Genomic DNA, 24,124 nt, shown 5'->3' with positions numbered 1-24,124 from the left:
CTTTATTAGAGCTCTACTGATAACATAGCAGCAACAAAGGAAGTTTTTTAGTTAATTCAGGGAGTAAATGTGACGTTTCGAACTCTATGGCTGTTTTCACTGCTATTACTCACTGGTTGTTCAGATTATCAATGGGGCTGGTATGTACTTGACCCTTCGACGGATCAAGGACTCACCAATCTAAAGTTTTTAATCGCTGGGTTTAATGACACCATTCAGGTATCACTCCTCAGTATGTTATTTGCGATGAGCTTGGGCCTGATCGTTGCGTTACCCGCTCTGTCGGACTCTGCCTATCTGAAGTGGATAAACCGTATTTATGTCGAGGTGATCCGTTCAGTGCCAGTTTTAGTCTTACTACTTTGGGTGTATTACGGCATGCCTACGCTATTGGATGTCTCACTCAATCACTTTTGGGCGGGTGTTATTGCACTGACTATCGCTGAGAGTGCGTTTATGGCGGAAGTGTTTCGCGGTGGGATACAAGCTATCAGCCGTGGCCAGCATGAAGCAGCTGAGTCTTTGGGCTTAAGCTATTGGCAAAAGATGCGCTTGGTAATTCTTCCCCAAGCGTTTCGACAAATCCTCCCTACACTGGGCAATCAATTTGTCTACATCCTCAAGATGAGTTCTTTAGTCAGTGTGATTGGTTTAAGCGATCTCACTCGCCGTGCTAATGAGCTGGTGGTGAATGAGTACTTACCCCTAGAGATTTATACCTTCCTCGTTTTGGAGTACTTGTTACTCATCCTATTTGTATCTCAAGCCGTTCGTTGGCTCGAAAAACGTATTGCTATTCCTAGTTACTAACGATGAAGCCTGAGCTAGAAACAACAAAGCCGCACTTGTTGAGCGGCTTTGACAATATAGCGATAGAGTGCAGGTATTGCTTATTTTTGTTTTACAGGACGCTGCCAGCCAGTAATTTTGCGCTCTTTGACGCGAGTAATTACTAACTCACCTTCTTCAACATCTTTTGTTAGTGTCGTGCCTGCACCGATGGTTGCGCCATCAGCGATAGTGACAGGCGCCACCAGCTGGCTATCAGAACCAACAAAAACATCATTACCGATGATGGTTTTAAACTTGTTCGCACCATCGTAGTTACAAGTGATCGTACCTGCACCGATGTTAGTACGTTGGCCGATCTCTGCATCACCTAAGTAAGTTAGGTGGTTCGCTTTTGAACCTTCTCCGATGCGCGCATTTTTCACTTCAACGAAGTTACCCACATGGGAATCGTTACGCATTTCAGCACCAGGACGAAGGCGAGTAAATGGACCAACCGTACATTCTTCACCAACCGTTGCACCTTCAATCACACTGTAAGGGCGAACGATGGTGTTGTCGTCGATTTCACAATCTTTCAGTACACAACCCGCACCGATAACCACGTTATCACCCAGTGAAACTTTACCTTCGACGATAACGTTCACGTCGATTTCACAGTCCATACCGCACTGTAACTCACCACGCAAATCAAAGCGTGCTGGATCGCGTAGCATGACACCTTGCTCTAGTAGCTTCTGAGCTTGCATTGACTGGAAAGCACGCTCTAGACGAGCAAGCTGTGCGCGGTCATTGACCCCTTCCACCTCAATGGCATTGACTGGGTGTACTGCCTCAACGGCACGACCTTCATCGTGTGCAGCTGCAATAACGTCAGTTAGGTAGTATTCGCCTTGTGCGTTGTTGTTGTTTAAGCCAGACAACCAACGCTTAAGATCCCCACCAGTCGCAACCATCACGCCAGTATTGATCTCTTTAATTTGTTTTTGCTCTTCTGTTGCATCTTTTTGCTCAACGATCGCCACAACAGGACCATTCTTACGGATAATACGACCATAGCCTGTCGGGTTATCTAGAATCACTGTTAGTAGTGCAATACCGCCTGTTGGCTGTGCATCTAATAGGTTTTCAATCGTTTCAGCTGAAATCAGTGGAACATCACCGTAAAGCACCAGTACTTTTTCATCGTCTTCAAACTTCGGAGACGCTTGATCAACCGCATGACCTGTACCTAGTTGCTCCGCTTGCAGTACCCAGTTTACAGGCTCTTCTGCTAGCGTTTGCTGCATTTGATCACCACCGTGACCATATACTAAGTGGATGTTTTGTGCGCCAAGACCTGTACATGTATCAATCACATGTTTTGCCATTGGCTTCCCTGCCAAAGTGTGTAGCACTTTAGGCATGTTTGAATACATACGGGTACCTTTACCCGCAGCAAGGATCACAGCACTGAATTTCATTAATAACCTATTGACGTTCTATTTTAATTGGGCGTTATTTTAAACACCTTGGAAGGATTAGTTAATGGTGGGATGTAAATTTCCAACTAAAATTAATCAAAAAGGCGACCAATTGGCCGCCTTTTTTCATGCAACGTTGCTAATTGAGCTTAGCGACGCTTTTTTGTCAGCTCGATAACTCGTAGCTGAGCAATGGCTTTAGCCAGTTCACTGGCCGCTTGTGCGAAGTCCATGTCACCATGCTGATTCTGGATTTGCTCCTCAGCGCGGCGTTTGGCTTCTTCTGCCTTCGCTGCGTCTAGCTCTTCACCACGGATAGCTGTATCAGCTAGTACAGTCGCTGTACCAGGCTGAATCTCTACCATACCACCAGAAACATAAATAATTTCTTCGTGGCCGTGCTGTTTCACAATACGCACCATACCAGGCTTGATAGCGGTCAGCAGCGGTGTGTGACCATGGAAAATACCAAGTTCACCTTCGCTACCGGTCACCTGAAACGTTTCAACACGACCAGAGAAGATTTTCTTCTCAGCGCTTACTACGTCTAGGTGAAAGGTTATTGCTGCCATATCGCCTCCTAGTTAGCCTTATAGCTTCTTCGCATTCTCAATAGCATCGTCGATGCTACCGCAGTACATAAATGCCTGCTCAGGAATGTCGTCGTATTCACCAGCTAGTAGGCCTTTAAAGCCACGTAGAGTCTCTTTTAGAGGTACGTAAATACCAGGGTCACCTGTAAATACTTCTGCTACGTGGTAAGGCTGAGTTAGGAAACGCTCAATCTTACGTGCACGAGATACAACTTGCTTATCTTCTTCAGATAGCTCGTCCATACCTAGGATAGCAATGATATCTTTCAGCTCTTTGTAGCGCTGAAGAGTCTGCTGAACACCACGAGCAACTTCGTAGTGATCTTGACCAACGACTAGTGGATCAAGCATACGAGATGTTGAATCTAGCGGGTCGATCGCAGGGTATAGACCCATTGCAGCGATGTTACGGTTAAGTACAACCGTTGCATCCAAGTGCGCGAACGTTGTTGCTGGAGACGGGTCAGTCAAGTCATCCGCTGGTACGTATACCGCCTGTACAGACGTGATAGAACCTGATTTCGTTGACGTGATACGCTCCTGGAGTACACCCATCTCTTCTGCAAGAGTTGGCTGGTAACCTACCGCAGAAGGCATACGACCTAGTAGTGCTGATACCTCTGTACCTGCAAGTGTGTAACGGTAGATGTTATCAATGAACAGTAGTACGTCACGACCTTCGTCACGGAAACGCTCTGCCATTGTTAGACCAGTCAGTGCAACACGTAGACGGTTACCTGGTGGCTCGTTCATCTGACCGTAAACCATCGCTACTTTTGATTCTTCAGGCTTCTCAACGTTTACAACGCCCGCTTCCTGCATCTCGTAGTAGAAATCGTTACCTTCACGAGTACGCTCACCAACACCAGCAAATACTGATAGACCTGAGTGCTGTAGTGCGATGTTGTTGATAAGTTCCATCATGTTAACGGTCTTACCTACACCTGCACCACCGAATAGACCGATTTTACCACCCTTAGCGAATGGACAAATTAGGTCGATTACTTTAACGCCCGTTTCTAGAAGTGCAATTTCGTTTGATTGCTCTTCGTAGCTTGGTGCACTACGGTGGATAGAGTAAACCTCTTCCGCACCCACTTCACCACGCTCGTCAATCGCGTCACCTAGGACGTTCATGATACGACCTAGAGTTTTAGTACCTACTGGTACTGAAATTGGAGCGCCAGTGTTAACCACTTCTACTCCACGACGTAAACCATCAGAGCTACCCATTACGATACAACGAACTACGCCACCGCCTAGCTGTTGTTGAACTTCAAGAACTAGACGCTCTTTTGAGTCCGTTACGTTTAGAGCGTCATATACACTAGGTACATTGCTCTGTGGGAACTCTACGTCGACTACCGCACCGATGATCTGTACGATCTTACCTGTAGCCATCGTTAATCCTCTAAACTATTTCGTTTTACCTAAGCTTAAACCGCAGCTGCACCACCAACGATTTCTGATAGTTCTTGTGTAATCGCAGCCTGACGGGCTTTGTTGTACACAAGTTCCAAATCGTCAATCAAACTGGTTGCGTTATCCGTTGCAGCCTTCATCGCAATCATTCGAGCCGCTTGCTCACAAGCAAGGTTCTCAACCACACCTTGGTATACCTGAGACTCTACGTAACGCACTAATAGCGTATCCAGTAGAGGTTTTGGTTCAGGCTCATAGATGTAGTCCCATGAATGCTCACGCTGCATCTCTTCGCTGTCCGATTTAGGCAAAGGTAGCAATTGATCGATCGTTGGTTGCTGAACCATAGTATTTACAAACTTGTTGAATACTACATATAGACGGTCCAGTTCACCTTCATCGTATTTCTTCAGCATTACGCCAACAGAGCCGATTAGGTCTTGTAGGCTTGGATTATCTCCAAGACCAGAAACCTGTGCCGCAACTTTTGCGCCACCATGTTTAAAGAAAGCTGTTGCTTTTGAGCCAACAACGGCTAGCTCAATCTCAGCACCCTTCTCTCTCCATGCTTGCATGTCTGTAACGGCTTTTTTGAACACGTTAATGTTCAAACCACCACACAGACCACGGTCTGTCGAAACGATGATGTAACCAACACGTTTAGCTTCACGCTCTTCTAGGTACGGATGACGGTACTCTAGGTTTGCGTTAGCCACATGACCGATCACTTTACGCATTGTTTCAGCGTATGGACGAGAAGCTTCCATTGCATCTTGAGAACGACGCATTTTTGAAGCTGCTACCATTTCCATCGCTTTCGTAATTTTCTGAGTGCTTTTAACACTACCGATTTTATTACGTATCTCTTTTGCGCCGGCCATCGTTACTCTCCGTTAGTTGGTGGCAGAAACTGCCACCGACCTAATTACCAAGTTTGGGTTGCTTTGAAGTCGTCAGTCAGTTTCTTCAACTGAGCTTCGATTTCATCGTTGTAAGCGCCAGACTTGTCGATCTCAGCTGCTAGTTCAGCGTATTGACCGCGAGCGTACGATAGTAGAGCCGCCTCGAAATCTAGAACTTTGTTAAGTTCTACATCATCAAGGTAACCGCGCTCTGCCGCGAAGATAGTTAGAGCTTGGTCAAATACAGACATTGGAGCGTACTGCTTCTGCTTCATTAGTTCTGTAACTTTTTGACCATGGTCTAGCTGTTTCTTCGTTGCGTCATCAAGGTCAGAAGAGAACTGAGCAAATGCCGCTAGTTCACGGTATGCAGCTAGTGCTGTACGGATACCACCTGATAGTTTCTTGATGATTTTCGTCTGAGCTGAACCACCTACACGAGATACTGAGATACCTGGGTCAACAGCAGGACGAACACCAGCGTTGAATAGCTCAGTTTGTAGGAAGATCTGACCATCGGTAATCGAGATTACGTTAGTCGGTACGAATGCTGAAACGTCACCTGCTTGAGTTTCGATGATAGGAAGAGCAGTCAAAGAACCAGTCTTACCTTTCACTTCACCGTTAGTGAAACGCTCTACGTACTCTTCGTTTACACGAGCTGCACGCTCTAGTAGACGCGAGTGTAAGTAGAATACGTCACCTGGGAATGCCTCACGGCCTGGTGGACGTTTAAGTAGTAGAGAGATCTGACGGTAAGCTACCGCTTGCTTAGATAGATCATCGTAAACAATCAGTGCGTCTTCACCGCGATCGCGGAAGTATTCACCCATCGCACAACCTGCGTAAGGCGCTAGGTATTGAAGCGCTGCAGATTCAGAAGCTGATGCAACTACAACGATAGTGTTTTGTAGTGCGCCGTGCTCTTCTAGTTTGCGAACAACGTTAGCGATAGTCGATGCTTTCTGACCGATTGCTACGTAGATAGAGAAAATACCAGAGTCTTTCTGGTTGATGATCGCGTCGATCGCCAGTGCTGTTTTACCAATCTGACGGTCACCGATGATAAGCTCACGCTGACCACGACCGATTGGGATCATTGAGTCAACTGACTTATAACCAGTTTGCACAGGTTGGTCTACCGATTTACGGTCGATTACACCTGGTGCGATCACTTCTACAGGCGAAGTCATTTTCGCTTCGATTGGACCTTTACCATCGATAGGCTCACCCAGCGTATTTACTACGCGGCCTAGTAGTTCTGGACCAACTGGCACTTCAAGAATGCGGCCAGTACCTGTAACTTTCATGCCTTCCTTAAGGTCAGCATATGGGCCCATTACAACCGCACCAACCGAGTCACGCTCAAGGTTAAGTGCCAGTGCATAACGGCCACCCGGTAATTCAATCATTTCACCTTGCATCACGTCCGCTAGGCCGTGGATGCGGATGATACCATCGCTTACCGATACGATAGTACCCTCGTTGCGAGCTTCACTAACAACTTCGAAAGATTCGATACGTTGTTTGATCAGATCGCTAATTTCCGTGGAATTAAGTTGCATGCTCCAATCCCCATTAAGACTGCAATGCATCGCTCAGGCGGTTCAAACGACCACGCGCTGAGTCATCGATGACTAGGTCTCCGGCTCGAATAATAACCCCACCAAGTAGGGTCTCATCTACACTGCAATTCAGCTTCACTTTGCGTTCAAGACGCTTTTCAAGTTTGCTGCCAATGTTTGCAAGTTGTTCATCAGAAAGCTCTGTTGCTGAAATAACTTCAACATCAATTTCTTTCTCATGTTCTTTTTTCAGAGTAAAAAACTCTTTACAAACATCAGGAAGGGCCGCTAAACGACCATTCTCAGCCATTACCTTCAAAAGGTTTTGACCGTGCGCATCAACTTGTTCGCCGCAAACTGCAACAAAAATTTCTGCCATTTTGTCAGCAGAAACCGAACCCGTTAGTAGTTCGTTCATTTGTTCGTTTTTGGCCACTTCAGCAGCAAAAGATAACATTTGGCCCCATTGGTCCAACTGGTCTTTCTCTAAAGCAAAGTCGAAGGCTGCTTTAGCATAGGGGCGTGCGATAGTAGTCAAATCAGACATATGCGCCCCCAGACTTAAAGTTTTGCAGTAATGTTGTCGAGAATATCTTTTTGCGCATCTTTATCGATAGAACGCTCAAGGATTTTCTCAGCACCAGCTACAGCCAGAGTAGCAACTTGTTTGCGCAGCTCATCGCGTGCACGATTGCGTTCAGCTTCAAGTTCTGCTTCTGCTTGCGCTAGGATTTTCTGGCGTTCTGCCTGAGCTTCCTCGCGAGCTTCATCAAGAATTTGAGACTTACGCTTGTTCGCTTGTTCGATGATCTCAGTTGCTGTGCGCTTCGCTTCTTTCAATTGATCAGAAGCGTTGGCTTGTGCTAGATCCAAGTCTTTCGCAGCACGTTCTGCTGCTTGAAGACCATCAGCAATTTTCTTCTGACGCTCTTCGATCGCTTGCATCAATGGTGGCCATACATACTTCATGCAGAACCACACAAATAGTGCGAACGAGATTGCTTGACCTAGCAGAGTTGCGTTTATGTTCACAACAGCTACCCCTCTATTTGGACTTAGTGTTAATCAGTGACAAGCGATAATCGCCCGTCCCGAGTTAAAGGTGATTAACCTAGTTGACCAACGAATGGGTTTGCGAAAGTGAATAGTAGCGCGATTACGATACCGATCATTGGAACCGCATCAAGTAGACCCGCGATGATGAACATCTTAACTTGTAGCATAGGAGCCATTTCTGGTTGACGTGCAGCACCTTCTAGGAATTTACCACCTAGCAGTGCGAAACCAATCGCTGTACCAAGAGAAGCAAGACCGACGATAATACCTACGGCGATTGCAGAAAAGCTCAGTAAAGTTTCCATTACTATCTCCAATTTATAGTTGTTGGCTTAGTGCCCAAATAAAAAGCTTTAAAAAAATTAATGATCAGGATCTTCGTGTGCCATTGACAGGTAAACAATTGTCAACATCATGAATACGAAGGCTTGAATCGTAATAACCAAGATATGGAAGATTGCCCACGGTAGTGAACCCATCCATTGTAAGTACCATGGTAGCATTGCCGCACAAAGAATGAATACAACCTCACCCGCGAACATGTTACCGAATAGACGCATACCAAGTGATAGAGGTTTCGCTAATAGCGATACCACTTCAATTAGTAGGTTAAACGGAATCATCAGTGGGTGATTGAATGGATGTAGTGCAAGTTCTTTTGCGAATCCACCTAGACCTTTTACTTTGATGCTGTAGTAAATCATCAATGCAAAAACGCCTAGAGCCATAGCCATGGTGATATTCACATCAGCAGACGGTACAACCTTAAGGTAAGGAATACCTAGCCAATGCTCTGCTGGGTATGGTAAGAAGTCGATAGGAACTAAGTCCATCACGTTCATCAAAAATACCCAACAAAAGATAGTCAGTGCTAAAGGCGCGATCAGTGGGTTGCGTCCATGGAACGTGTCTTTGACGTTATCGGCGACAAATTCAACGATCATTTCTACAGCACACTGAAGCTTACCCGGTACACCCGCTGTTGTTCTCTTTGCTACTTTGTAAAAAATTCCGAGGAAGATTAAACCAGTAAACCAAGAAAAAAACAGGCTATCGATATGTACGTTCCAGAAACTTGTCTCCGACCCTACTAAACCCAACTTGTATAGCGATAGGTTAGAAAGGTGGTGGGCAATGTAACCGGACGATGTTAGCGCTTCACCTGGCGCAGCCATAACTCATCCTATTTTTTGTTGTTAATGAATAGCACTGGTGCACAGATATTAATACCTAGTACCAGCAAATAGGTTAGTTTGAGGGGAACAAGTTCCACCTGCATATACATGTAGGCAACATAGAACAGTGCAACCGTGATGAGAATTTTCAGTACTTCACCCGTATAGAAGGAAGCAGCGATGCGCTTGGCAGCGCGAGCTCCACTAAACATGAAAGCACACAGCGCGAATACTGCATTGGCAACAACAAAAATGCCTCCGCCAATCAGCGCTGAAAATCCCCAGTCAGGATTTATGGCTACCGCCATTCCTGCTGCCACAAAAATAACCGCGCCAGACTGGATCATTAACAATTGCCTTGCGAGCTCTCGTCCTGGTCTAGCTAACGCAGCTACCATGTATTCGTACCTCTAGTAATATCCACTTCGCACTTAACTCTCTGTGCTGGGAAATTGGCGAAAATTATACGTTCAGTTCAACGTAAAGCAATTCGATTGCATCAAAAACTTACAGTTTTGTTTACAAAACGACAACTTTCGCACAAAATTCGATTAATTAGATTAATTGACCTAAATCAATTATCTCATCTAGGCCTCAAGCTTGGCAATTAGTTGGTCCAATTTGTGAGGCTCATCAAGACTTATCGTCAATTTCGCTTTTCCGTTTGCAGAACGGGTAAGAGAAACTTTTGCATCAAGCAGCTGACTCAATTTATGCGACATTTGCTCGGCTTCGGTATCCTCTTGTTGCCCTTTTTGCTCATTTTGTGGGGCTAAGCACTTTTTTACTAACTGTTCGGTTTGGCGAACAGTCATTTGCTTCTTAGCCACTTGTTGAGCAACTTCGACTTGCTGTTCGCCTTCTAACGCTAACAGAGCTCGAGCATGACCCATTTCCAATTTTTTATCTGCAACCAGACCTTTTACATCAACTTCCAACTGATTCAGACGTAATAGGTTACTCACCGTCGTTCTTGATTTACCAATCACATCGGCCACTTGCTGATGTGTCAGCGTGAATTCATCTTGTAGACGTTCAAGCGCTTGGGCTTCCTCAATCACATTCAAGTCTTCACGTTGAATGTTTTCAATCAACGCCATGGCGATGGCGGCACGATCTTCAACTTTTTTCACCAAACACGGCACGCGTTTTAAACCCGCCTGCCTTGCAGCACGCCAGCGGCGTTCACCTGCGATGATCTCAAACTGACCACTTTCGACCTGGCGAACCACGATTGGTTGAATAATGCCTTGTGATTGAATCGAAGCCGCTAGTTCTTCTAGCGCTTCAGGCGCCATATCTTTACGCGGTTGGTATACGCCCGGCTGCAATTGACCAATCGCTAAATCGGTTAACTCACCGTCTGCCGATAATTCTTGGCTATGCGATGCAATATGCTGTTTTTCACGAGCAAACGAACTGGTCGACAATAACGCATCCAGTCCTTTTCCGAGACCACGCTTAGACATGGGATTGAATTCCTTAGGTTAGAGTTAAACTGGGATTTCTTCGCGGCGGAGCATTTCGCCCGCTAGAGCAAGATACGCTTTGGCACCTGCGGAGTACTTATCGTAGTACATTGCAGGCTTACCGTGACTTGGTGCTTCAGCCAAACGAACATTACGCGGAATGACAGTACGGTAAACTTTATTCCCAAAGTGTTTTTTAAGTTGATCGGATACTTCATTCGATAAGCGGTTGCGTGGGTCGTACATGGTACGCAATAAACCTTCGATTTTGAGGTTTTCATTCACAACAGCCGCTAACTTGCTGATTGTATCCATAAGAGCAGTTAAACCTTCTAACGCAAAGTATTCACATTGCATCGGCACCAGCACAGAGTCAGCTGCCGCCATCGCATTGATTGTAAGAAGGTTTAGAGAAGGAGGACAATCAATAAAGATGAAATCATAGTTATCGCGAACTGACGACAATGCATTTTTTAGACGCACTTCACGAGCGAAAACTTCCATCAATTTGATTTCTGCCGCGGTTACGTCTCCGTTCGCCGCGATCAAATCATACTTCCCTGTTGTTTGGGTACAAACGACTTGATCGAACGGTGTATCTTCGACCAAAAGATCGTATGCGGTGGCGTCGACCATATACTTATCCACGCCACTGGCCATCGTAGCATTGCCTTGCGGGTCGAGATCGATCACCAAAACCTTGCGCTTTGTTGCCGCCATCGAAGCCGCTAAGTTAATGCACGTTGTTGTTTTGCCGACCCCACCTTTCTGGTTGGCGATTGCTACAATTTTACCCACGATTACCTCGCTAATTTTCCTTGCGCGATAAGATTACTAGATGACGATCACCTTCCAACTCAGGAACAGCCAAAGATATGATCTCTGTCACACTGCACCATTCAGGAAGCTGATCCATTTCATCTTTAGGGTGCTGTCCTTTCAGCGCTAGAAACACCCCGTGCTCTTGTTTCGGCAAATGGTGGCACCATTCCACCATGTCTGTCATTGAAGCAAAAGCTCGACTCAAAACGCCATCAAATTTTTCTTCAGGTTGGAATTCTTCGACGCGACTTTGAATTGGTGTCACGTTTTTCAGCCCTAATGTGTGCACGACTTGCTTGATAAAACGAATGCGTTTGCCAAGACTGTCGAGCAAAAAGAAGGTTTTCTCAGGGTTCATTATTGCCAAAGGGATGCCCGGTAACCCCGGACCAGTACCAACATCAATGAAGCGCTCACCGGGCAGGTGTGCGCTTACAACGATACTATCAAGAATATGTTTCACTAACATATCAAGCGGATCACGTACCGATGTTAAATTGTACGCTTTGTTCCATTTGTCGAGCAGTTCGACATAACCAACTAACTGCTCTCGTTGCTGTTCTGACACTTCCAAATCGGTTTTCGCGATCAGTGAATCCAGCTTTGTTCGCAATGCGCTCATTATTCTTCCTCACCTTTCTTCAGCAAACCATGCTTTTTCAAGTGAACAAGTAGAATAGAAATTGCAGCAGGCGTAATACCAGAAATGCGTGATGCAATACCGATGCTCTCTGGTTTGGCCTCGCTCAGTTTAGCAACGACTTCGTTTGATAAACCTTTTACATCGCGGTAATCCAAATCAGCAGGTAACTTGGTATTTTCGTGACGCAGTGATTTTTCGATCTCTTCCTGCTGACGCTTGATGTAACCATCGTATTTCACTTGAATTTCAACTTGCTCAGCCGCTTGCTGATCTTCAAGTGCAGGAGCAAACGCTTCAAGTTGCGTCAGTTGCGAATAAGTGATCTCTGGACGACGCAGAAGATCCTCACCACTCGCTTCACGGGCCATTGGGGTTTTCAGCAGCTTGTTCAGCTCATCAACCCCCTCTGATTTCGGATTCATCCACGTTGCTTTCAAACGCTGACGCTCCGTTTCCATATTGTTGATTTTCTCGTTAAAGCGAGCCCAACGAACATCATCAATCAAGCCTAGCTCGCGCGCTTTTTCCGTTAAACGTAAATCGGCGTTATCTTCACGAAGCAGCAGGCGGTATTCCGCACGAGAAGTGAACATGCGGTACGGCTCTTTGGTACCCATGGTCGATAAGTCATCAATCAACACGCCCATGTAAGCTTGGTCACGACGTGGGCTCCAGCCTTCTTTGTCTTGGCTAAACAAGCTTGCGTTTAGGCCCGCCATCAAGCCTTGCGCTGCGGCTTCTTCGTAGCCAGTCGTACCATTAATCTGGCCAGCAAAGAACAAACCATGGATGAACTTCGTCTCGTACGTTTGCTTCAAATCACGTGGATCGAAGAAATCATATTCAATCGCATAACCTGGGCGAACGATGTGTGCATTTTCAAACCCTTTCATTGAGCGCACGATTTGTACTTGCACATCAAATGGCAAGCTGGTCGAGATACCATTAGGGTATAACTCGTGCGTGGTTAGGCCTTCTGGCTCAATGAAGATTTGGTGGCTGTTTTTGTCAGCGAAACGCATCACTTTGTCTTCAATAGACGGACAGTAACGAGGACCAATACCTTCAATCACACCTGCGTACATTGGACTGCGATCCAAGTTACTGCGGATCACATCGTGAGTTTGTTCATTGGTGTGGGTGATGAAACATGGAATCTGACGCGGATGCTGTTCACGTTTGCCCATGAACGAGAATACAGGCGTTGGGTTATCACCGTGCTGAGCTTCTAGCACTGAAAAATCAACAGTACGAGCATCAATGCGCGGTGGAGTACCTGTTTTTAAACGATCCACACGGAACGGCAGTTCACGCAGTCGATCCGCTAATGCGATCGATGGTGGATCCCCGGCACGACCACCAGACGAGCTTTCCATACCTATGTGGATCTTACCACCAAGGAAGGTACCCACGGTTAGCACAACGGCTTTCGCATGAAAGCGAAGTCCCATTTGAGTTACCACACCAACTGCGCGATCTTGTTCAACAATCAGATCATCAACTGACTGCTGGAACAACGTTAAGTTAGGCGCATTTTCTAATGCATTACGAACGTACGCTTTGTACAGAGCGCGATCGGCTTGAGCTCGAGTTGCTCGTACTGCAGGACCTTTGGAGGCATTTAGTGTACGAAACTGAATACCTGCATGGTCGATGGCTTCAGCCATCAAACCGCCCATAGCATCTACTTCTTTTACTAAGTGACCTTTACCAATACCACCGATCGCCGGATTACAAGACATCTGGCCTAATGTATCGATGTTATGGGTAAGGAGAAGCGTTTTTTGTCCTGTGCGTGCAGATGCGAGCGCGGCTTCCGTTCCTGCGTGTCCGCCACCGACAACAATGACGTCAAAGTTTTCGTGATAAAGCATGAACTGACCTCAGGTATTCAAAGGGATTTAATGGACAGATAAAGGAGCCGTATTTTACCTGCTTTATGCCAGAGAGAAAAACGTTTTCTCGTTTTATCCGTTTTAAGCTTCAAGATAAATATATATAAGATCTATATATATGATCTTTTATTAGATCTACTATTAGGATCGACCGTTTCTGTGGATAACCTAAAAATGATCAACAAGATCATGGATCTTCTTTGGATCATATCTTGTGATCATGATTGGATCAGATCGAGGATTACCTGGGATCAAAAGTGGTGGTTATACACAGGGGATAAAATTGATCAAAGTTGTTATTGGGATAACTAAAGGAAAATCACTGGATCTTATTGTAGTTATCCACAGTCTGTTTGGTTGGTTTTTGAGCGGTTAAACAAAATAATTTGGTGGGAGTTATTCACATGGGAGAAAACAGAGCCGAATTTCGACTCTGTTGAAGGGAAAGTCGTGAGTTTAAAAACGTTCGATATTCTCTTTTAACCACATCTCTGCGGCGTCTTCTGGCACATCATGGCTCAGTACATCGATTTTAAAGCAATCTGCGAGAGGGGTTGCACCAATATCCTCTAATAAATCATAAGCGTGTTGACCAGCGGCACAGAACGTATCGTAGCTAGAGTCACCAATCGCAATCACCGCAAATTTTACATCAGTCATTTTTGGCGGTGTATTTTGTAATGCTGCGATAAAAGGTTGGATATTATCAGGATACTCACCAGCTCCATGTGTAGAGGTGATCACCAACCACGTACCTTGATTTTCGATATCACTGAGGGAAGGCTGGTTGTGGATCGTTGTTTCAAATCCATTCTCGTTGAGTAGATCACTCAGGTGATCCCCTACGTATTCTGCGCCACCTAACGTGCTGCCTGTAATAATGTGGATCATACTTCTTCCTTATTGAATGCGACGGCTAAAGCTCATGGATGGCTTGCCGTACAAAAAGAAACGCGGTGTGAGTTAAGCTCAGCACCGCGCGTTCGATTATTTACTTCCCGATACAGAATGAAGAGAAGATTCGTCCCAGTAAGTCGTCAGAACTGAACTCACCGGTAATCTCATTGAGATGTTGTTGGGTGATGCGTAGCTCTTCAGCCAATATTTCACCAGCCATATAGCCTTCAAGCTGCTCCTGGCCTATTTGAAGGTGCTGTGCGGCACGTTCTAATGCATCGAGATGACGACGACGAGCCATAAACCCACCTTCACTGTTGCCAGAGAAGCCCATACACTCCTTGAGATGATCGCGCAGAGCTTCAACCCCTGCACCAGTCTTCGCTGACAAACGGATAAGGGTAGGGTTATTGACGTGGCAGATCCCCATATCTTCACCCGTTTGATCCGCTTTATTACGGATCACAGTTATACCAATGTTGTCTGGTAGGCGATCCACAAAATCTGGCCAGATATCTTTCGGATCGGTGGCATCGGTTGTCGTGCCATCCACCATGAACAACACGCGGTCTGCTTGGGCTATTTCATCCCACGCGCGTTCGATACCGATTTTCTCTACTTCATCGGAAGCATCACGCAAACCTGCTGTATCAATGATGTGCAGAGGCATGCCATCAATATGGATATGCTCACGCAGTACATCACGCGTGGTTCCTGCGATGTCGGTTACGATTGCAGACTCTTTACCCGATAGTGCGTTCAGTAGGCTTGATTTGCCCGCGTTTGGACGACCCGCAATCACGACTTTCATCCCTTCACGCATAATAGCGCCTTGGTTAGCTTCTTTGCGCACCGCATCTAGGTTGTCGATGATGGCTTGTAGGTCACCAGCCACTTTACCGTCGGCCAAAAAGTCGATCTCTTCTTCAGGGAAGTCGATGGCTGCTTCAACATAGATACGCAAATGAATCAGCGACTCAACTAAGGTATTAATGCGGCCTGAAAATGCGCCCTGTAAGGATTGCAGTGCCGATTTTGCTGCTTCTTCAGAACTGGCATCAATGAGGTCTGCGATCGCCTCGGCTTGAGCGAGGTCGAGTTTATCGTTCAGAAATGCGCGTTCAGAGAACTCACCAGGGCGAGCAGCTCGAATACCATCTATACCTAGAATGCGTTTTATCAGCATATCCATCACGACAGGGCCGCCATGGCCTTGCAGCTCAAGTACGTCTTCACCGGTAAATGAGTGTGGGTTAGGGAAGTACAGTGCGATGCCCTGATCAAGCACAGTGCCATCTTTTGACTTAAACGGCAGGTACTCTGCGTAGCGGGGCTTTAGTGTTTTGCCAGTGACTTCTAACGCCACTTGGTTGGCTTTAGGGCCAGAAACTCGAATAATACCGACACCGCCACGACCAGGCGCGGTCGCTTGAGCGACAATCGTATCTGTAGTCATAATTTTGCCTTTTGAGCTGGGCTATAGGGAAGATACCTAGGGAGCCATCACAATTAATTAGCTGAATTGTAATCAGCCAAAAACAAAAAGGCGACCTTTTGGCCGCCTTTCTCAATCATTTCCTAAAAGGTTACTTGCTGTGTAAGCCTTTTTTCTCTAATCCTTTGTAGATCAGAGTTTGCTGGATAAGCGTTACGATGTTCGACACCAACCAGTACAGAACGAGACCTGATGGGAAGAACAAGAAGAAGAAGGTAAACATAACCGGCATAAAGGTCATGATCTTCTGCTGCATTGGATCCGTTACCGTTGTCGGGCTCATCTTCTGGATTAGGAACATAGACGCACCCATCAATAGCGGCAGGATGTAGTAAGGGTCCTGCGCTGAAAGGTCATGAATCCAACCGAAGAATGGTGAGTGACGTAGCTCTACCGATTCCATTAGCGCCCAGTATAGTGCGATGAAAATAGGCATCTGTAGGATAAGAGGTAGACAACCACCTAGTGGGTTCACTTTCTCTTTCTTGTACAGTTCCATCATTTCTTGGCTCATGCGCTGACGGTCATCACCGATACGCTCACGCATTGCTTGCAGCTTAGGCTGTAGCATGCGCATTTTCGCCATAGACGTGTATTGCGCTTTTGTTAGTGGGTACATTGCACCACGAACGATGAAGGTCAGACAGATGATTGCCACACCCCAGTTACCAACAAAGCTCTGGATGAATGAAAGCAACATATGAAGAGGCTTCGCAATGAACCATAACCAGCCGTAGTCCACTACTAGGTCTAGGTTAGGTGCCACTTCTGCCATTTCATCTTGCAGTTTTGGACCAACCCAAAGTGTTGCTTCAAACTTAGCCTGATCGCCTGTTGCGATAGTTTTGTTTGGCATACGAACGCCGATGTCGCCTAGGTTGCCAATTACACGAGTGTATAGGTTAGTACCTGGTTCGTTACGTGGGATCCAAGCTGCGGCAAAGTAGTGCTGAATCATTGCTGCCCAACCTTGGCCATCGGCTAGGTTAAGAGACAGGTTGCGATCCTGCATATCATCAAAGCTGTACTTCTTGTAACGCGTATCTTCTGTTGAGTATGCGCCACCACGGTAAGTAGGCATTGTGATGCTACCACCATCGTCCATTAGGTTTTGACGTAGGTGAGCGTACATACCAAATGTTGCGTTGTTGCCTGAGTTGTTCACTACATCGTATTCAACATTAAGCGCGTAGCTGCCGCGTTTAAAGATGTAAGTTTTGGTGTATTCGATGCCGTTTGCAGTGAATGTCATCGGAACGCGAAGTTCATCTTGACCGTCAGCCATTGTGAAGCTGTCTGCACTTACGTTGTAGTGAGGGCGATTTGTGCTGCTCAAGTCGATACCTTGAGGACCCACTAGACCGCTTTGAGCGATAAATTGGTGACCTTGAGCGTCTTTAAGCAGAACAAAGGAATCTGATGAATCTAACTCAGCAGAGTATTCGTTAAGGTTGGCATGTACCACATCGCCACCAACGGTGTCGATCGACAGAGTTAAAACATCAGTCGTTACTGTGATAGTTTTTGCAGAAGCTTGCTGTTGACCAGGAACTGGGTCAAGTTCATCAGCAAAAGATGGTGCAGGTAGAGTGCTGCTTGATTGAGCCTGTTCAACTGCTTGAGGTTCTGGATTCTTTGCAACTTGCCATTGTTGAAACAGCAAAAAAGAAACCAGGGCCAAACCGATGAGCAGGATATTACGTTGAGAATCCATCGTTAGTTATCTCTGTCTTGTTTTTGGACTGGTGGAACGGGGTCATACCCCCCTTCATTCAAAGGGTGGCATTTTAATAGACGTTTGCCTGATAACCAACATCCTTTTACAAAACCGTGAGCTCTCAAAGCTTCTAGCGCGTAAGTGGAACAGGTTGGTGTGAACCGGCAACGAGGACCAATCAAAGGGCTGATAAACCAGCGATACAGATAAACGAGCCCAATGGCTATCCACGTGAAGGGCGAGACAGGCGTTGCCATAGCTTATCAAACAACTTAAAAATTTCCTCATTGCTTAAATCTTGCGCGCTTTTCTTCGCAATCACAACAAAATCTTTGTTTGGAAGCTGATGTTGATTGTTACGAAAGCTTTCACGAGCCAAACGCTTAAATCGGTTACGACCGACAGCCGTTTTGATTTGCTTTTTGGGAACCGCTAAACCTAATCGTGGGTGAGAAAGTTTGTTATTGCGAGCAATGATGGTGAAATGAGGCGAGCCAGCTCGATGAGCTTGCTGGAAGACGTTTTGATAATGCTCGGGAGTTAACAAACGTAACTCCCGATTAAACGCGTACGTGTTCAAAATAAACTAGCGATTATTTTGATAGGCGCGCACGGCCTTTTGCACGACGTGCGTTGATAACTTTACGACCGTTCTTAGTTGCCATGCGAGCACGGAAGCCGTGAGTACGCTTGCGCTTTAGAACTGTAGGTTGAAAAGTGCGTTTCATGATAATTACCTTTACTGATCAGTAGTTTTAGGTTCTTGTTAAACCCGGCGTGGGTATTTGCTTTCTTATATAAAGAAGCTCTTTATATAGAGAAGGACAACCGACGCCTCTCAACAAAGAGGCGGAATTGTAATCACACTCACATAATGTGTCAATGACTCAATGAGTACGAAATTCCGGCCGGGCGATTATACGTAGTGTGAGTAAAATCTCAAGGATCAATCGATCCTGATGCTTGATCGTTACTCTATTCCTACTTGGTTAAGGAATTTTTTCAAACGAGGATCTTGTGGATTATCGAAGATATCCTGTGGAGAACCTTGCTCAACGATATTGCCTTCCGCCATGAAGATCACTCTATCAGCGACTTCTTTCGCGAATTGCATCTCGTGCGTCACCACCAGCATGGTTTGATGCTGATTAGCTAACTTCTTCATTAATGAGAGAACTTCACCGACCCATTCAGGATCCAGCGCAGAAGTTGGTTCGTCAAACAACAGCAGTTCTGGTTGCAGCGCCATCGCTCGGCCGATACCCACACGTTGTTGTTGGCCGCCAGACAATGCCGCTGGATAACTATCACCTTTATCCCCAAGGCCGATGTCATCCAGAATTTGTTGCGCTCGTTTGAGAGCATCGGCTTTTTTCCAACCTCGAACGGTCACTAGACCTTCGGCAATGTTCTGGCGCGCATTCATGTGGGCAAACAGGGCATAGTTTTGGAACACAAAGCCAGTTCGACGACGCAGCGCTAATACTTCGGCTTTAGTGTGTTTTTGAGTATCAACGGAGATGTCATCTATCGTGATACGACCTTCATCTGCTTGTTCTAGAAAGTTCACCGTACGCAGCAAGGTTGATTTACCCGTACCACTTGAGCCGATAATCACGATGATCTCACCTTGCTTAATATCGAGGTCGATGCCTTTCAGCACTTCAGTCTCACCAAAACGTTTGTGAATATTTTCTAACTTAATCATCGTACGTACGCCTTATTCAGTTTTGCTTCTGCCCAGATTTGTACGCGAGTCAGAATTACCACCACGCCCCAGTAAATAAGAGCAACCGCAAGGAAAGCTTCAAAGAAACGGAAACTTGATGAGGCTTCCATCTGTGCTTTCGCCATGATTTCGGCCACACCAAGCGTGAAAGCGAGAGACGTTGACTTGATCATATCGATGAAATAGTTCATCAATGAAGGCAGTGCGACACGCGTTGCTTGAGGTAAAATCACTCGGCGCATTGCTTGGGATGTCGTCATACCGACCGATAAGCTCGCTTCCATTTGGCTGCGATCAATGCCAATAATGGCGGCACGAATACTTTCCGCCATATAAGCGGCAAAGTGCAGCGTTAAACCGATAACCGCTGCTGAAAAGGCGTCGATACCGACCATCAATGGAAAAATTTGCGGTAAGCCGTAATAAAGCAGGAAAAGCTGAACCAACAGTGGGGTGCCACGGAAGAAGCTGATGTACAGTTGGCTTAATTGATCCAGAACTGGCAGTTTAAATACGCGAATATTGGCTAAAATGACGGATAAAATCAGCGAAAACACCAATCCCCATGTCGCCATTTCCATGGTTGTGCCAAGATATTTCAGCAATATCGGCAGCAGTTCCAACATGTAATTAAAGTCAAATCCCATACGGCTTACCTAAAGGCTAGAGAAAAGAAAAGGTGGAAAACAAGTTCCACCTTTACGTAAGTTTATTTTAGTCCGAGAGTGATACCACTTTGCGGCCTAAAGTACAAAGAGTTCTTATTTCGTGATGTCAGCGCCAAACCACTTCACGGAAATTTTCTCTACTGTACCATCTGCGCGCATCTCAGCCAGTGCTTTGTTTACTTCTTCTTGCAGCTTACGACCTTTCTCGTTGTCAACGAAAGGCCATGCGTTTTGAATGGTCTCAAACGGTTCGCCTGCCAATTCCAGAGGAAGGCCAGTTTTCTTAATCAGCTCTAACGCAGAAAGACGATCCATTACAAACGCGTCTGCACGACCGAGCGCCACGTCATGTTCGATACCTGTGTCGTACGTTTTAATGTTGATCTTGCCGTCTTTGTCGTATTGACGCAGCAGTTGCTCAAAGTTAGAGCCTAGGTTCACCGCAACGGTTTTGCCCGCAAGATCGTCAACACCTTTGATGCTGTCGTTGCCTTTACGCACGGTAATTTGTGCGCCATCTACAACGTAAGGGTCAGCAAATAGGTATTTAGCTTTACGCTCATCAGTCATGGTGATTTGGTTGGAGATCGTATCGATACGACCAGTTTCTAAAAGACCAAATAAACCAGAGAAGTTGGCTGTTACGTATTCGATTTTGTAATCGTTACGTTTACCGATTTCATCCCACATGTCGACTTCAAAGCCTTGTAGCTTGTCTTGCTTTACAAAAGTAAACGGGAAGTAGCGACCTGACATACCAACTTTGACTTCAGTAGCGGCTTGTACGGTTGCTGCCGACAGTGCAATGGCTGCAACGGCAACCTTAATCCAGTTTTTCATAATACATCTCCATAATTTTATGGTTGGAAATACTACTGTTAGTTAGCTCAATTAAATAAATAACCAAGAGCAATAACCTAGACCTGTGAGTTATTAGATAATAGAAGAAGAATGTTAAATGTGACGAAAAAGCGAACTGAACCTAGCGAAATGATCGACAAAATCAGCATTGGGAATAAAATAATACACAGACTTATCACCAATCGCTCGATCTTGTGAATTTTGCCCAATTGTGGATCGTTGTGTGGGCAAATTTGGGGCAAGGTGTGTTGATCTCATCAAGTTTGCAGAAATAATTGTGAATAACTTGGATCTTATTCACTGGATCGTCGATCAATCGCTGGCGATCTTGGTTATCAACAGGTAAAATTGCCAGTCTTTTCCGATAATTCAATTACTCAGTGGGGGCACCGTGTCATCTTCGCTTTGGCTGCAATGTTTGCAGCAGCTTCAAGAAGAGCTACCAGCTACAGAATTCAGCATGTGGGTTCGTCCGCTACAAGCGGAGCTCAATGACAATACTCTCACTCTATTCGCGCCAAACCGCTTTGTGTTGGACTGGGTGCGTGATAAGTATCTGAACAATATTACTCGCTTACTGCAGGAATACTGCGGTGGCGATATTCCTAACTTACGTTTTGAAGTGGGGAGCCGACCTGTCTCTGCACCAAAACCAGCGCCGACACGTACGCCTGCAGATGTGGCTGCCGAGTCATCTGCACCTGCGCAATTACAGGCGCGTAAGCCAGTACACAAAACCTGGGATGACGACGCTCAAGCGATTGCGGCTATCAATCACCGCTCAAACATGAACCCAAAACACAAGTTCGATAACTTTGTTGAAGGTAAGTCGAACCAACTGGGTTTGGCTGCGGCGCGTCAGGTATCGGATAACCCAGGTGCAGCTTACAACCCACTATTCCTATACGGCGGCACGGGTTTGGGTAAAACCCACTTATTGCATGCGGTGGGTAACGCGATTGTGGATAACAACCCGAACGCAAAAGTGGTCTACATGCACTCAGAACGTTTTGTGCAAGACATGGTGAAAGCACTGCAAAACAATGCGATTGAAGAATTCAAACGCTACTACCGCAGCGTGGATGCGCTCCTTATCGATGACATCCAATTCTTTGCTAATAAAGAACGTTCACAAGAAGAATTCTTCCATACCTTCAACGCACTATTGGAAGGTAATCAGCAGATCATTCTAACGTCTGACCGTTATCCTAAAGAAATTAATGGCGTTGAAGATCGTCTTAAATCTCGCTTTGGTTGGGGTCTTACTGTTGCGATCGAGCCGCCTGAGCTTGAAACGCGTGTGGCGATCTTGATGAAAAAAGCTGAAGATCACCAAATCCACCTTGCTGATGAAGTGGCATTCTTCATTGCCAAGCGTCTGCGTTCGAACGTTCGTGAGCTAGAAGGTGCACTGAACCGTGTTATTGCGAACGCGAACTTTACTGGCCGTCCAATTACGATTGATTTTGTTCGTGAAGCGCTGCGCGATCTGCTTGCTCTACAAGAGAAGCTTGTGACAATCGATAACATTCAAAAGACAGTGGCGGAATACTACAAGATTAAAGTAGCGGACTTGCTGTCTAAGCGTCGTTCTCGTTCTGTAGCGCGTCCTCGTCAGCTGGCTATGGCGTTAGCAAAAGAGCTAACCAACCACAGTTTGCCTGAAATTGGCGATGCGTTTGGGGGCCGCGATCATACGACCGTACTTCATGCTTGTCGCAAGATTGAGCAGCTGCGTGAAGAGAGCCACGACATTAAAGAAGATTACTCTAACTTGATTCGCACCCTGTCTTCGTAATCGGTTAGAATAACGGTATTCTAAGCAAATCATTTATTGAGCTGACAGCGTAAAGAGCCAAGCATGAAATTTACCATTGAACGTAGTCATTTAATCAAACCGCTACAGCAGGTTTCGGGCGCTTTAGGTGGCCGACCAACCCTGCCAATCCTGGGTAACCTACTTCTTAAAGTAGAAGAGAACGTATTGTCGATGACGGCAACCGATCTTGAAGTAGAGTTAGTAAGCAAAGTGACGCTAGAAGGTGATTTTGAAGCGGGCAGCATTACCGTTCCTTCGCGTAAGTTTCTCGATATCTGCCGTGGTTTACCGGACGATGCGATCATCACATTTGTATTAGAAGGTGATCGCGTACAAGTTCGCTCTGGTCGCAGCCGTTTCTCGTTGGCAACGCTTCCTGCGAACGATTTCCCTAATATTGAAGACTGGCAAAGCGAAGTGGAAGTATCACTGAGCCAAGCTGATTTACGTACGCTGATCGACAAAACTCAGTTCTCGATGGCGAATCAAGACGTTCGTTACTACCTCAACGGCATGTTGTTTGAAATTGACGGCACCACGCTACGCAGCGTAGCGACGGACGGCCACCGTATGGCGGTATCGCAAACTCAGCTAGATGCGGACTTTGCGCAGAAGCAAATCATCGTGCCACGCAAAGGTGTGCAAGAATTAGTAAAGTTGATGGATGCGCCAGAGCAGCCTGTAGTACTTCAGATCGGTAGCTCCAATGTTCGTGCTGAGGTGAATAACTTTACTTTTACCTCTAAGTTGGTTGATGGTCGTTTCCCTGACTACCGCCGTGTATTGCCTCAGAGCACCAATAAGACACTAATAGCAAGTTGTGACGAGTTGCGCCAAGCCTTCTCTCGTGCTGCGATTCTTTCCAACGAAAAATTCCGTGGCGTGCGTGTGAATCTGGCTGATACTGAAATGCGCATAACCGCGAATAACCCAGAACAAGAAGAAGCGGAAGAGATGCTTGATGTAACCTTTGAAGGTGACGCCATCGAAATCGGCTTTAACGTAAGCTATGTGCTTGATGTTCTGAACACGTTGCGTTGTGAAAATGTACGTGTGTCGATGTCGGATGCTAACGCTAGCGCGTTGATTGAAAATGCCGACGATGACAGTGCCATGTACGTGGTGATGCCAATTCGTCTATAAG

General features: G+C 46.0%; 26 protein-coding genes. 3 read left to right on the top strand and 23 right to left on the bottom strand.

Annotation, left to right across the window (positions count from 1 at the left end; genetic code table 11):
• Positions 1 to 69: 69 nt before the first annotated feature.
• On the top strand, positions 70 to 810 hold the full coding sequence (locus tag R7E38_RS19315; RefSeq protein ID WP_226084085.1) for an amino acid ABC transporter permease: 741 nt from the start codon (positions 70 to 72) through the stop codon (positions 808 to 810).
• An 80-nt stretch (positions 811 to 890) separates the two neighbouring features.
• On the opposite strand, the gene glmU is transcribed toward R7E38_RS19315, so the two are convergent.
• The 23 genes from glmU to R7E38_RS19200 all read right to left on the bottom strand — a co-directional run bounded on the left by glmU (position 891) and on the right by R7E38_RS19200 (position 21,140).
• The gene (glmU, locus tag R7E38_RS19310) at positions 891 to 2,252 is read right to left on the bottom strand and encodes a bifunctional UDP-N-acetylglucosamine diphosphorylase/glucosamine-1-phosphate N-acetyltransferase GlmU (protein ID WP_017821563.1); all 1,362 of its coding nucleotides are present in this window, start codon (positions 2,250 to 2,252) and stop codon (positions 891 to 893) included.
• 149 nt (positions 2,253 to 2,401) lie between these two features.
• Positions 2,402 to 2,824 carry a F0F1 ATP synthase subunit epsilon gene (locus R7E38_RS19305; protein ID WP_005378937.1) on the bottom strand — a complete coding sequence of 141 codons (423 nt, stop codon included), beginning with the start codon at positions 2,822 to 2,824 and terminating at the stop codon, positions 2,402 to 2,404.
• 18 nt (positions 2,825 to 2,842) lie between these two features.
• On the bottom strand, positions 2,843 to 4,246 hold the full coding sequence (gene atpD / locus R7E38_RS19300) for a F0F1 ATP synthase subunit beta (RefSeq protein WP_005383849.1): 1,404 nt from the start codon (positions 4,244 to 4,246) through the stop codon (positions 2,843 to 2,845).
• Between the two features lie 35 nt (positions 4,247 to 4,281).
• Positions 4,282 to 5,148, bottom strand: coding sequence for a F0F1 ATP synthase subunit gamma (atpG, locus tag R7E38_RS19295; protein WP_005378932.1), 867 nt, complete (start codon positions 5,146 to 5,148; stop codon positions 4,282 to 4,284).
• Between the two features lie 44 nt (positions 5,149 to 5,192).
• Positions 5,193 to 6,734, bottom strand: coding sequence for a F0F1 ATP synthase subunit alpha (atpA, locus tag R7E38_RS19290; RefSeq protein ID WP_005378931.1), 1,542 nt, complete (start codon positions 6,732 to 6,734; stop codon positions 5,193 to 5,195).
• Between the two features lie 13 nt (positions 6,735 to 6,747).
• Entirely contained in the window at positions 6,748 to 7,281 is a 534-nt protein-coding gene (gene atpH / locus R7E38_RS19285) for a F0F1 ATP synthase subunit delta (protein WP_005378930.1), read from the bottom strand.
• Positions 7,282 to 7,295: 14 nt separating this feature from the next.
• A complete protein-coding gene (gene atpF, locus R7E38_RS19280; RefSeq protein WP_005378929.1) occupies positions 7,296 to 7,766 on the bottom strand; it encodes a F0F1 ATP synthase subunit B in 471 nt (156 codons plus the stop codon).
• Positions 7,767 to 7,840: 74 nt separating this feature from the next.
• Positions 7,841 to 8,095 carry a F0F1 ATP synthase subunit C gene (gene atpE, locus R7E38_RS19275; RefSeq protein ID WP_002540812.1) on the bottom strand — a complete coding sequence of 85 codons (255 nt, stop codon included), beginning with the start codon at positions 8,093 to 8,095 and terminating at the stop codon, positions 7,841 to 7,843.
• A 57-nt stretch (positions 8,096 to 8,152) separates the two neighbouring features.
• Entirely contained in the window at positions 8,153 to 8,965 is an 813-nt protein-coding gene (atpB, locus tag R7E38_RS19270; protein ID WP_005378922.1) for a F0F1 ATP synthase subunit A, read from the bottom strand.
• Positions 8,966 to 8,973: 8 nt separating this feature from the next.
• Positions 8,974 to 9,363, bottom strand: a complete 390-nt coding sequence (locus R7E38_RS19265) for a F0F1 ATP synthase subunit I (RefSeq protein WP_005378921.1) — start codon at positions 9,361 to 9,363, stop codon at positions 8,974 to 8,976.
• A 189-nt stretch (positions 9,364 to 9,552) separates the two neighbouring features.
• Positions 9,553 to 10,434, bottom strand: coding sequence for a ParB/RepB/Spo0J family partition protein (locus tag R7E38_RS19260; RefSeq protein ID WP_017821562.1), 882 nt, complete (start codon positions 10,432 to 10,434; stop codon positions 9,553 to 9,555).
• Positions 10,435 to 10,458: 24 nt separating this feature from the next.
• The gene (locus tag R7E38_RS19255) at positions 10,459 to 11,232 is read right to left on the bottom strand and encodes a ParA family protein (protein ID WP_005383838.1); all 774 of its coding nucleotides are present in this window, start codon (positions 11,230 to 11,232) and stop codon (positions 10,459 to 10,461) included.
• A gap of 10 nt (positions 11,233 to 11,242) precedes the next feature.
• The gene (rsmG, locus tag R7E38_RS19250) at positions 11,243 to 11,878 is read right to left on the bottom strand and encodes a 16S rRNA (guanine(527)-N(7))-methyltransferase RsmG (protein ID WP_005378902.1); all 636 of its coding nucleotides are present in this window, start codon (positions 11,876 to 11,878) and stop codon (positions 11,243 to 11,245) included.
• Positions 11,878 to 13,773 carry a tRNA uridine-5-carboxymethylaminomethyl(34) synthesis enzyme MnmG gene (gene mnmG / locus R7E38_RS19245; protein ID WP_005378901.1) on the bottom strand — a complete coding sequence of 632 codons (1,896 nt, stop codon included), beginning with the start codon at positions 13,771 to 13,773 and terminating at the stop codon, positions 11,878 to 11,880. Before mnmG ends, rsmG begins: the two co-directional genes overlap by 1 nt.
• 477 nt (positions 13,774 to 14,250) lie before the next feature.
• Positions 14,251 to 14,685 carry an FMN-binding protein MioC gene (mioC, locus tag R7E38_RS19240; protein WP_005378900.1) on the bottom strand — a complete coding sequence of 145 codons (435 nt, stop codon included), beginning with the start codon at positions 14,683 to 14,685 and terminating at the stop codon, positions 14,251 to 14,253.
• 100 nt (positions 14,686 to 14,785) lie between these two features.
• Complete coding sequence (gene mnmE, locus R7E38_RS19235) at positions 14,786 to 16,147, bottom strand: tRNA uridine-5-carboxymethylaminomethyl(34) synthesis GTPase MnmE (protein WP_158173538.1); 1,362 nt, start codon at positions 16,145 to 16,147, stop codon at positions 14,786 to 14,788.
• A gap of 130 nt (positions 16,148 to 16,277) precedes the next feature.
• Positions 16,278 to 17,900: a membrane protein insertase YidC gene (gene yidC, locus R7E38_RS19230; RefSeq protein WP_005383834.1), complete on the bottom strand. Its 1,623-nt coding sequence runs from the start codon at positions 17,898 to 17,900 to the stop codon at positions 16,278 to 16,280.
• A 2-nt stretch (positions 17,901 to 17,902) separates the two neighbouring features.
• Entirely contained in the window at positions 17,903 to 18,160 is a 258-nt protein-coding gene (gene yidD, locus R7E38_RS19225; RefSeq protein WP_005378822.1) for a membrane protein insertion efficiency factor YidD, read from the bottom strand.
• Positions 18,127 to 18,450: a ribonuclease P protein component gene (gene rnpA, locus R7E38_RS19220; RefSeq protein WP_005394102.1), complete on the bottom strand. Its 324-nt coding sequence runs from the start codon at positions 18,448 to 18,450 to the stop codon at positions 18,127 to 18,129. The genes yidD and rnpA overlap by 34 nt, the downstream gene beginning before the upstream one ends.
• A gap of 46 nt (positions 18,451 to 18,496) precedes the next feature.
• Complete coding sequence (rpmH, locus tag R7E38_RS19215; RefSeq protein ID WP_005378825.1) at positions 18,497 to 18,631, bottom strand: 50S ribosomal protein L34; 135 nt, start codon at positions 18,629 to 18,631, stop codon at positions 18,497 to 18,499.
• Between the two features lie 242 nt (positions 18,632 to 18,873).
• On the bottom strand, positions 18,874 to 19,611 hold the full coding sequence (locus tag R7E38_RS19210) for an amino acid ABC transporter ATP-binding protein (RefSeq protein WP_005378827.1): 738 nt from the start codon (positions 19,609 to 19,611) through the stop codon (positions 18,874 to 18,876).
• On the bottom strand, positions 19,608 to 20,279 hold the full coding sequence (locus R7E38_RS19205; protein WP_005378829.1) for an amino acid ABC transporter permease: 672 nt from the start codon (positions 20,277 to 20,279) through the stop codon (positions 19,608 to 19,610). The genes R7E38_RS19210 and R7E38_RS19205 overlap by 4 nt, the downstream gene beginning before the upstream one ends.
• A gap of 114 nt (positions 20,280 to 20,393) precedes the next feature.
• Positions 20,394 to 21,140 (bottom strand): amino acid ABC transporter substrate-binding protein, encoded by a 747-nt coding sequence (locus tag R7E38_RS19200; protein WP_005378831.1) that lies wholly within the window; start codon positions 21,138 to 21,140, stop codon positions 20,394 to 20,396.
• A 412-nt stretch (positions 21,141 to 21,552) separates the two neighbouring features.
• On the opposite strand from R7E38_RS19200, the gene dnaA reads away from it, so the two are divergent.
• Both dnaA and dnaN read left to right on the top strand, forming a co-directional pair.
• Positions 21,553 to 22,959, top strand: coding sequence for a chromosomal replication initiator protein DnaA (dnaA, locus tag R7E38_RS19195; protein ID WP_005378835.1), 1,407 nt, complete (start codon positions 21,553 to 21,555; stop codon positions 22,957 to 22,959).
• A 63-nt stretch (positions 22,960 to 23,022) separates the two neighbouring features.
• A complete protein-coding gene (gene dnaN, locus R7E38_RS19190; protein ID WP_226084086.1) occupies positions 23,023 to 24,123 on the top strand; it encodes a DNA polymerase III subunit beta in 1,101 nt (366 codons plus the stop codon).
• The last annotated feature ends 1 nt before the right edge of the window (position 24,124 follow it).

It is taken from the genome of Vibrio sp. Vb2131 (assembly GCF_033338535.1).
GTDB lineage: Bacteria > Pseudomonadota > Gammaproteobacteria > Enterobacterales > Vibrionaceae > Vibrio > Vibrio alginolyticus.
This window is presented reverse-complemented; position numbering and strand designations above follow the sequence as displayed.